Here is a 6623-nt window from a genome sequence, read left to right as displayed (position 1 = left end):
TAATGAATCCCAAACATCTCAAAAACTGGTTTGCTAATTGCTGCTACTGTACCTCATAACATCCGGAAGTGCTGTATTTGCGGACTCGGAGGAATCGGTATCCAAATTGCTAAAGAACTGCACACTAACGGTTACGATATTGTGGTAATCGAGCAAGATACAAACTGCCGCTTTCTGAACACGGCTCGCTCAATGAAAATTCCGGTCATTCAGGGAAGTGCGAGTTTGCCTGCAACTCTGGAAGCTGCTAATGTTAAGCAAGCGGCAGCACTTTTGGCTGTTACTAGCAGCGATATGTCTAATGTCGAAATTGCCTTGAGCGCTAAAGGATTGGCACCCAAACTATCAGTTATTGTTCGCAATCAAGACCCACATTTTGCTTTGATGGTGCAGCAAGCTTTTGAGTTTGAAGGAGTTTTGAACCCGACGGAATTGGCGGCTCCTGCTTTCGCAGCAGCGGCGATTGGAGGCAGAATTTTGGGCAACGGAATGACGGCTGATAGTCTATGGGTTTGCTTGGCCACATTGATTACGCCAAACCATCCTTTCTGTGGCCACCGTATTCAAGATGCTGCTAAGTCTGCGGATTTTGTGCCTCTGTATGTGGAAACTAATTGTCAAACTCTCCACGGCTGGGATTTACTGAATTGTTGTTTGAGTACGGGGGATGTTTTGTATTTGACGATGCCGGCGAATCGGTTGGAGCAACTGTGGAGAACCACCTCGGAATTAATTAAAACTTAATGGTTTGACGCGGGAATTTATTTTGCCGATCGCTCAATTGCAACTACAAACCTGATAAAATGGGCCCTGTATAGTAAATAGGACTTACGGCTAATCCTCAGAAATCCGGTTTCTTAGGGCAAGTTCTAGTATAAATAACTAACAGAGTCTCAATTAGTTGCGGTTTAGAATGAGAAAATTTTTAGCATTAGTTGTGTTTGGGATGATCGTGGCGATCGCCTCTGTAGCTGTGGCGGCTCAACCTTTGTTCGTCTCTTATCCTCCAGCCAACCACAAAACTACAGCCGATCGCATCTTTTTAATCGGCACAGCGCCCGCACCGGGACAAGTGTTAGTAAATGGCAACCAAATTTCGCGCACCGCATCCGGGCATTTCGCCCCGACTTTTCCGCTGCAACTCGGCGAAAATCTCTTTACCTTGCGTTACGAAAATCAGGAAGTCAAAATTAAGGTGACACGCGAGTCGAATCAGCCGGAAGTCCTTGTAGGATTGGCTTTTGCTAAAGATTCCCTGACGCCGAAAGTCGATGTGGCGAGTTTGCCGGGAGAATATATTTGCTTTGGGGCGATCGCACCTGCGAATGCTCAAGTTTCGGTAAAATTGGCGGGCGTTACTATTCCTTTAAAAGCGCGATCGCAAGTCGAATTACCCGACAACAAATCTGTACTGTTAGGTGAAAACTCCCCGATCAAAAAAGGCGGCAGCGAACAGTATCAAGGCTGCGGTAAAACCCCTGAGAACGCCCTCTCATCTAAGGGAGAAACAATTGATTTAGGCGTGCCCTCGTTTGAGCTAACAATGAATAATCAAACTATCAGCCAGCAGGGTACTGGCAAGATTTCTATTCTTTCTCCGGCTGACTTAGAAATAGCCGAAGTAACAGCAGATCCCGGTGTTGCCAGAACCGGGGCGAGTACAGATTTTTCTCGGATGACACCGCTGCCGAAGGGAACGCGAGCAACAGTTATCGGGCGCGAGGGAGAATGGCTCAGACTCGATTACGGTGCTTGGATTAAAGCATCAGAAGTGCAAATTGTCAAGGATGCAGTGCCTGCGCGATCGATTATTCGCAGCGCCAGTTCGCGTCAAGTTTCCGGCTGGACAGAGGTGTTATTTCCCTTAGAAATACCCGTCCCAGTCACTGTGCAAGAAGGAGAACGGACTTTCACTTTAACCCTGTACAATACTACCGCTCAAACTGACATTATTCGCATCCAGGATGACCCCGTAATTTCGCGTTTGGAATGGCAACAAATCTCGCCGCTGCAAGTACAATACACTTTTAATCTCAAATCTGCCCAGCAGTGGGGTTACAAGTTGAGATACGAGGGCACAACTTTAGTGTTGTCTTTAAAACACCCGCCTGCGAATACAAGCGCGGTGCCCAATTCGCAAGCAAAGCCGCTGTCGGGAATTAAGATTCTCATCGATGCAGGACACGGCGGGCCGGAGGATGGAGGTGCTGTGAGTCCAGTGGGAATTAGAGAAAAGACAGTAGCTTTAACGGTGTCGAAATTGGTGCAAGAGGGATTGGTAAATCGGGGCGCGAATGTGGTAATGACGCGGGTAGAAGATGTGGATTTGGATTTGCCACCGAGGGTGGAAATGATTCAAAAAGAAGAACCTGCGATCGCACTTTCAATTCACTACAATGCTTTGCCGGATAACGGAGATGCCATTAAGACTAAAGGCGTCGGCGCTTTCTGGTTTCACCCGCAAGCGCACAGTTTGGCAATATTTTTGCACAATTATTTAGTTGCCAAGTTGAACCGTCCGAGCTATGGTGTATTCTGGAACAACTTAGCCATGACTCGTCCTGCCGTGGCTCCATCTGTTTTAATGGAATTGGGATTTTTGATCAATCCCGAAGAGTTTGAATGGATTGTAAATCCGACAGAACAAAAGAAATTAGCTGAGGCGATCGCCCAAGGTGTTACCGAATGGTTTGCCTCTGTCAAATAACAGTTAGTAGTAAGGACTGAAGTCTTTCTCCAAAAAATCATAGTCAGGACTTCAGTTCGGTCAATCCAAGGAAATGAAATAATGCTAATTTTTACTCAATCAAAAGCCTTTTTTATTGCAGCCGTAGTTGCAAGTCTTAGCTTCTCACTTTACAGCTTTCCTGTCTTCGGCAAGCAGCAAAGTCTTTCTCCCGCAAAAGCAGAAGCTTTAAAAAAGCAAACTCATTGCTCGTTTATTACAGGTGAAGGTGGCGCTGTTAACATTCGCAAAGGTCCAGGCAATAAGTACGCGGTTGTAGCTAAATTGAAAAGAGGAGACGGAGTTAGGGCTGTCAGCAGACAAGGTAATTGGGTGAAAATTGCGGCCAGATTTTCGGGTAATCCTCCTAATGAAACTTTTACAATCCTTGACGGTTGGGTGAACAATCAATTTATTAATGGCTGTTCCGAAGACCAATTTGACAGGTGGCGGCAATAGGGGATTGGGTTTGTAGTAAGGATTTCAGTCCTTAGTTGAGATGAAAGTTAAAGTTTTCACTAGCAACCAAACAGGGAAAGTTTTAAAAGTAGTACAAAAAAGACGATCGCCCTGATTCATTGTTGCATTCTCAACCAGCTAAACACCTGTTCAGCGGTGATATTCAGGGGAATCATTTCGGGCACAGGAAGGACATCGCTACCTTCGCAGAATTGCGGTTGTTGGTTGGGCAAAAACGCTAAAATCGATCTATCGTCTGGATCGATTAGCCACCCCAACTGACAATTATGTTGAAGGCAGTGAATAATTTTCCTAGTTACGCGATTTGAGCTTTGTTGGGGCGACAGGATTTCGATCGCCCAATACGGTGCAATTAGCACATCATCCACGGGTTCGCCCCTGTCATCAAATTGAATCTGTTCCCACAATAGTACCGCAATATCTGGAACAATCGATCGACCGCCAAACGTACACCGCAACTCTGGAAAAGCATAAACTATCTTTGGAGTTTCCGTCATCTGATTAATTTCATTGCACGCTTTTAATCGCAATCGGCTGTGCTTTGTTTTTGGGATAGGTTTTTGGATAATCTCGCCCTCAATGTATTCGCTGGCAGGTTTAGTTTCTGGCAGTTTCAGAAATTCTTCCAGGGTGAGGTGCCCAGTTGCGATTGCCATAAATAAATTCCTCAATTATACCTATCTTCCGTGCAAGAAAAAAATATTTATCTTGCATTAAAATGGTGCTATCTTGCCTAATTTTGCGGGACAATTTGCTGTTTAAATTCAAACAAATTAGGATTTTCTGGGTCATAAAAAGCCCGCAACCAATGCACGTTTGGAGAACCAAAAGTTTCAACTCTAGTAAAATTTTTCATTCTCGGCAGTTGAGTCTCATCGGTAAAATGGGGTAAAGGTTTATCGATGCGGAAATAGTGAGTATCGCCGTGGACGAATACAACCTGCCCTCGGAAATTGCCTGTTTCTGTTTCCAGAGTTGCGATAAAATCGTTGTAGCCACTTCTTCTTTTGTCCGTTGGATCGAATTCAAATCCCGGATTTGCCTGTGCAACTAACACAATTCCTTTGCTGTTGCTGCGTTTGGCTAAAGCAAAACATTCTTTGATCCAGGCTAAGTTAGCCCAATTGCGATCGGCATATTCAGCATCTGCTTCGGGAGTGCGGCCAAAATTGTTGTTGCTTCCCGGCATATTAATCGCGAAAAACACAACTCCATGATAAATCCAGCGAACATTTTCGCGGAATTTAGCAAACTGCGGGTTTTCGCTTTGACGGGTGAGAGTTAAGGTGCGCTTTCCCAAACTTTGATTACCTTGGTTGAAAATTTCCCGCAGTTTAGCGAGTCTTTCTACTGGATCGTAACTGCCGTTATTTGAACGGTGGCAATCCGTCCATTCATTGTCACCATAAACTAGAATAAATGGATTTTCAAAATTATCAAATAACTGCTTGCGACTGACAAAAGTTGCATCATCGCAGACACTAGAACCGTTTTTAATGTCGCCGTCGTGGACGACAAACGCTGCGGGCGATCGATTGATATCTGCAATCAAACTCGGAAATTTTGCTTCTTGTTCGGCACTGTAGGGCAAATCGCCAATTAAGGCAAATTCAAAAGGTCTATCACCCGAAGTTTGAGCGTAAGTTAAAACCCCAAAACCCGTAATTGTTACAAAAACAATCAAGGCAAGAATTAGATAGTTTTTTTTCATTTGTTTAGCAGTAGGCAAATTATTTATGATACCATATAAGCCGAAAAATTACTCCCAAAAATCATGAACTTTCGTCGGTTGCTCTCGATAATTGCCATGCTTTCGCTCGCAGGCTGCAATATCCAAACGCCACAAACTAACACACAGCCTACAGAAAGTCGATCGCCAATTGCAACCCCTGTTCCCGCCCAACCAAAGTCTGAGATCAAAGAAGCAAAACTAATTGCTGTCGGCGACATCATGATGCACAGTACCCAAACGCGATCGGGCTACGACGCAAAAAAGAAAACATACAATTTTGACAATTTCTTCGCACCAGTTAAAAGTATCCTGTCAACAGGCGATTGGGTGATCGGAAATCTCGAAACACCTTTAGCGGGCGAAGATGCGGGCGGATATACGGGATATCCGCTATTTAACGCACCTGCTCAATTAGCGGATGCGACTAAAAAAGCAGGATTTAATATCTTGACAACCGCCAACAATCATGCTTTAGACCGTGGAGAAAAAGGAGTAATTAGAACGATCGCCAATCTGAGCGATCGTAAAATTGCCTCAACAGGAACAGCCACATCAGCCGCCGAAGCTTCACGCACTTTAATCAGCACCAAAAACAACATTTCACTAGCCATGCTAGCCTACACCTACGGCACAAACGGCATTCCCATACCCAAAGGCAAAGATTACTTAGTTTCCCTAATCGACCAAAAAAAGATAATCAAAGACATTGCCAAAGCCCGAAAACAAGGAGCAGATATTATCGCAATTTCCCTGCATTTTGGCGATGAATATCAGCGACAGCCAAACACCCAACAAAAACAATTAGTGGAAAACCTATTAAAAGCTGGTGCAGACATCATTCTCGGCAGCCATCCCCACGTCGTCCAACCTTACAAAATTTTTAAATTCCCCGGAGAAAATGGCAAAACTCGCAAAGCTGTAGCAATTTATTCAATGGGAAACTTCATTTCGGGTCAGAATAAAAAATATACAGACTTAGGCGTAATTTTGCAAGTAAATATTCGCAAAAAATTTCCCGAAAACACCACAGAAATTACCAATGTAAAAACACATCCTACTTGGGTACACCGCTATACTTTGAACAATAAAACGAACTATCGCGTTTTGCCCTTAGAAACAACGGTCAGCCAGAAAAAAGATGCACTACTAGCAACTTCACAGTATCCTATTTTATCAAAATATTTGCAGGATATGAACAATCATCTTAACTCTTTGAATAGTCCGAAAAAATCCAAATAATTTGGCATGGAAAATTGGGAATTGGGCATTAGTTATGGGAATTGGAGGCCTAGCCGACCGATTGGTATTCCCAGGCCGTTCCCATTGCTAAGGTAACAGCTTAAGCTAGGGAAGCATTTGTCAATCAGCAATTATGCTCAGAATTAACTCAAGTGTTGGGTATAAAACTTAGATTTAGGCGATCGAACAATCATGCCGCATCTTCAGCAAATAAATTTACCCAAGCTTGGATATCCTTTCCAATCAGGGCGAAATGGGCAGCAGAATAGCGCGTCATATCAACTCCGTTAGCATCGAATTGTAAAATCGAATCAACAGTCAATACTCAGCTATCATTTAGTTTTTCGACTGACAGTTAACAGTCAACAATAGGGTGCATCTCACTGTTGCAAATATATGAAAAAAGGGCGAAAATGAAAAAGCTAGTAAAACTGTGAAAAAAGATGA

6 protein-coding genes and 1 pseudogene are annotated in these 6623 nt (G+C 43.8%); 4 read left to right on the top strand and 3 right to left on the bottom strand.

All coding sequences use genetic code 11. The features are described from left to right. Positions 1-75: 75 nt before the first annotated feature. The 3 genes and pseudogenes from QUA57_RS27875 to QUA57_RS27865 form a co-directional block, all read left to right on the top strand. A pseudogene (locus tag QUA57_RS27875) lies at positions 76-744 on the top strand (potassium channel family protein); the annotation flags it as partial. A 169-nt stretch (positions 745-913) separates the two neighbouring features. Further along, on the top strand, positions 914-2707 hold the full coding sequence (locus tag QUA57_RS27870) for an N-acetylmuramoyl-L-alanine amidase (RefSeq protein WP_333065026.1): 1794 nt from the start codon (positions 914-916) through the stop codon (positions 2705-2707). A gap of 81 nt (positions 2708-2788) precedes the next feature. After that, entirely contained in the window at positions 2789-3184 is a 396-nt protein-coding gene (locus QUA57_RS27865) for an SH3 domain-containing protein (protein ID WP_333065027.1), read from the top strand. A gap of 116 nt (positions 3185-3300) precedes the next feature. On the opposite strand, the gene QUA57_RS27860 is transcribed toward QUA57_RS27865, so the two are convergent. Both QUA57_RS27860 and QUA57_RS27855 read right to left on the bottom strand, forming a co-directional pair. After that, the gene (locus tag QUA57_RS27860) at positions 3301-3861 is read right to left on the bottom strand and encodes a Uma2 family endonuclease (protein ID WP_333065029.1); all 561 of its coding nucleotides are present in this window, start codon (positions 3859-3861) and stop codon (positions 3301-3303) included. Positions 3862-3938: 77 nt separating this feature from the next. Next, a complete protein-coding gene (locus QUA57_RS27855) occupies positions 3939-4916 on the bottom strand; it encodes a hypothetical protein (protein ID WP_333065030.1) in 978 nt (325 codons plus the stop codon). A 63-nt stretch (positions 4917-4979) separates the two neighbouring features. Between QUA57_RS27855 and QUA57_RS27850 the strand changes: the two genes are divergently transcribed. After that, entirely contained in the window at positions 4980-6176 is a 1197-nt protein-coding gene (locus tag QUA57_RS27850) for a CapA family protein (protein ID WP_333065031.1), read from the top strand. A gap of 190 nt (positions 6177-6366) precedes the next feature. On the opposite strand, the gene QUA57_RS27845 is transcribed toward QUA57_RS27850, so the two are convergent. Next, on the bottom strand, positions 6367-6498 hold the full coding sequence (locus tag QUA57_RS27845; RefSeq protein WP_333065032.1) for a hypothetical protein: 132 nt from the start codon (positions 6496-6498) through the stop codon (positions 6367-6369). Positions 6499-6623: the final 125 nt, after the last annotated feature.

This window comes from Microcoleus sp. Pol7_B2, from assembly GCF_036701035.1.
Classification (GTDB): domain Bacteria; phylum Cyanobacteriota; class Cyanobacteriia; order Cyanobacteriales; family Microcoleaceae; genus Microcoleus.
Note: the sequence above shows the minus strand (reverse complement) of the source record. Positions and strands in the feature narration are given on the sequence as shown.

Bases quoted from the DNA above. Each gene is read 5' to 3' on its own strand.
- QUA57_RS27855 (WP_333065030.1), bottom strand. From the start codon at position 4,916: ATGAAAAAAAACTATCTAATTCTTGCCTTGATTGTTTTTGTAACAATT.
- QUA57_RS27850 (WP_333065031.1), top strand. From the start codon at position 4,980: ATGAACTTTCGTCGGTTGCTCTCGATAATTGCCATGCTTTCGCTCGCA.
- QUA57_RS27865 (WP_333065027.1), top strand. From the start codon at position 2,789: ATGCTAATTTTTACTCAATCAAAAGCCTTTTTTATTGCAGCCGTAGTT.
- QUA57_RS27870 (WP_333065026.1), top strand. From the start codon at position 914: ATGAGAAAATTTTTAGCATTAGTTGTGTTTGGGATGATCGTGGCGATC.
- QUA57_RS27860 (WP_333065029.1), bottom strand. From the start codon at position 3,861: ATGGCAATCGCAACTGGGCACCTCACCCTGGAAGAATTTCTGAAACTG.